Annotated in this window: 1 protein-coding gene; it reads left to right on the forward strand. The window is 75.4% G+C overall.

Annotated features, from left to right (window positions below; all coding sequences use genetic code 11):
- The coding region (locus tag ABZ914_RS49535) for an Rne/Rng family ribonuclease (protein WP_500201543.1) at nt 1-2,855 on the forward strand (2,855 nt) is incomplete at its 5' end.
- Nucleotides 2,856-2,930 lie beyond the last annotated feature (75 nt).

Genomic DNA, 2,930 nt, shown 5'->3' on the forward strand with positions numbered 1-2,930 from the left:
CCGCCGAGGCCGCCGAGCCGCCCGCGAAGAAGACGACCCGGTCCCGCACCCGTACCCGCGCCGCGAAGGCCCCCGAGACCGCCGAGCCGGTGCCGCCGACGGGCGCCGAGACCTCCCCGGAGATCACCGAGGAGCCCGCTCCGGCCGCCGCCGAGACCGCCGAGCCGGCCGGGACGCCAGCCGAGCCCGAGAAGCCCGCGGAGCCCGCGCGCCGCACCCGCACCCGCCGCCGTACCGCGGCCGCCCAGGACGAGACCGCCGCGCCGCCCGCGCCGCCCGCGGCCCCGACGGTGCCCCCGGTGCCGTCCGTGCCGGAGGTGCCCTCCGTTCCCGTCGCCGGCGCCGAGCCGGAGGCCGGACAGGTGTCGGAGGCCGAGCCCGCCAGCGGCGTCGGCGTCCCCGGCGTGACGTTCCAGCCGCCCATGGTCGTCTTCCAGCCGCCGCAGCCGACGGCCGAGCCATCCGCTCGCCAGAAGGACGAGGCGAAGCCCGAGCCGTCCGACCGCGACCGTGATCGCGACCGCGACCATGAGGCCGCCGAGGACGAGGCCGAGGGCGACCACGGCCCCTCCGACGAGGACGAGTCCGAGGACCGGCCGTCGCGCCGCCGCCGCCGCAGGGGCGGCCGCGGCCGTGGCCGCGGCGGCAAGGAGGGCGACGAGGCCGAGGAGGCCGAGGAGCACGAGGCCGCCGAGGCGAAGGAAGAGGAGCCCGCCAAGCCCGCGAAGGCCAAGTCCAAGTCCAGGTCCGCCAAGGGCAAGGACAAGGAGAAGGCCGAGCCGGAGGCCGAGGCCGAGGCGGAGCACGAGGCCGAGGGCGAGGAGGAGGAGGGCGAGGGCGCCCAGGGCAGCCGTCGCCGCCGTCGCCGCCGGCGCCGCTCGGGCGCGGACGGCGAGTCCGGCGGCACCGACGACCCGCCGAACACCGTCGTGCACGTGCGCACCGCCCGCGAGGAGCGCGCCGCCGCGGAGGACGAGGTCCAGTCCGTGCGCGGCTCGACCCGGCTGGAGGCCAAGAAGCAGCGCCGCCGCGAGGGCCGCGAGCAGGGCCGCCGCCGCCCGCCGGTGATCACCGAGGCGGAGTTCCTGGCGCGCCGCGAGGCCGTCGAGCGGGTCATGGTGGTCCGGCAGGAGGGCGAGCGCACGCAGATCGCCGTCCTGGAGGACGACGTGCTCGTCGAGCACTACGTCAACCGCGCGACGCACCAGTCCTACGTCGGCAACGTCTACCTCGGCAAGGTGCAGAACGTGCTGCCCTCCATGGAGGCCGCGTTCGTCGACATCGGCAAGGGCCGCAACGCCGTGCTGTACGCGGGCGAGGTCAACTGGGACGTCGCGGGCCTGGTGGGCCAGCCGCGCCGGATCGAGTCGGCGCTGAAGTCCGGCCAGTCCGTGCTCGTGCAGGTCACCAAGGACCCGCTCGGCCACAAGGGCGCCCGGCTGACCAGCCAGGTCTCGCTGCCCGGCCGCTACCTGGTGTACGTGCCGGACGGCTCGATGACCGGCATCAGCCGCAAGCTGCCCGACAAGGAGCGCAGCCGGCTGAAGTCGATCCTGAAGAAGGTCATGCCGGAGAACGCGGGCGTGATCGTCCGCACCGCCGCGGAGGGCGCCACCGAGGAGGAGCTGGCCCGCGACGTGTCGCGCCTGGCCGCCCAGTGGGAGAACATCCAGAAGAAGGTCAAGACCGCCTCGGCGCCGTCGCTGCTGTACGGCGAGCCGGACCTGACGATCCGGGTCGTCCGCGACATCTTCAACGAGGACTTCTCCAAGCTCGTCGTCTCCGGCGACGGCGCCTGGGACACCGTCTCGGAGTACGTCGAGTACGTCGCGCCGCACCTCGCCGACCGCGTCGAGCGCTGGACCGGCGACCAGGACGTGCTGGGCGCGTTCCGGATCGACGAGCAGATCGCCAAGGCCCTCGACCGCAAGGTGTGGCTGCCGTCCGGCGGCTCGCTGGTGATCGACAAGACCGAGGCGATGACGGTCATCGACGTCAACACCGGCAAGTTCACCGGGCAGGGCGGCAACCTCGAGGAGACCGTCACCCGCAACAACCTGGAGGCGGCCGAGGAGATCGTCCGCCAGCTCCGGCTGCGCGACATCGGCGGCATCATCGTGATCGACTTCATCGACATGGTGCTGGAGAGCAACCGCGACCTGGTGCTCCGCCGCCTCGTCGAGTGCCTGTCGCGGGACCGTACCAAGCACCAGGTCGCCGAGGTGACCTCGCTCGGGCTGGTCCAGATGACGCGCAAGCGCGTCGGCCAGGGCCTGGTCGAGGCGTTCTCGGAGACCTGCGAGTCCTGCAACGGCCGCGGCATCCACGTCCACCTCACCCCGGTCGAGCCGAAGCCGGACAAGGCCGCCGGCAAGGAGTCGGGCCGCCGACGCAAGCGCAAGGGCGAGGTCGAGAAGGCCGTCGAGGAGAAGCTGGCACAGCACGAGGCGAAGAAGGAGCCGGCCGAGCCGGCCCCCGCCGAGGAGCCGGAGGCCGCGCGGCCCGAGCCGGTCCGGTCGCGGCCGAAGAAGTCCGGCCCGGCGAAGCGCCCCGCGGGCCCGCCGCCCGAGGTCGACGCCGAGGAGCCGCCGGCGCAGGCGGCGGTCGAGGCCGCGGACGCCGCGGAGGAGGTCGAGGGCACCTCGCCCGGCATCCTCGACGACGAGCCGGTCGCGGTCTCCTCGAACGGCGCCGCCCCGGCCGAGGCCAACGGCGCGGCGCCGGCCGAGGCGAACGGTTCCGCTCCCGCCGCGGAGCCGGCGGAGTCCGCGGAGGGCGGGCAGCCCGTGGAGGAGGCCCCGCGCCGCCGCCGCACCCGCCGCCCCCGCGCGACGGCCCAGGCCGAGAGCGAGTAGTCCGCACGCCGTGGGGGGGCGGCCGGGCGCCCGGCCCGGCCCCCCCCGGGGGCCCCCCGGGTTGTGGGGACATGT

It is taken from the genome of Spirillospora sp. NPDC046719, from assembly GCF_040645715.1.
Taxonomy (GTDB): Bacteria; Actinomycetota; Actinomycetes; order Streptosporangiales; family Streptosporangiaceae; genus Spirillospora.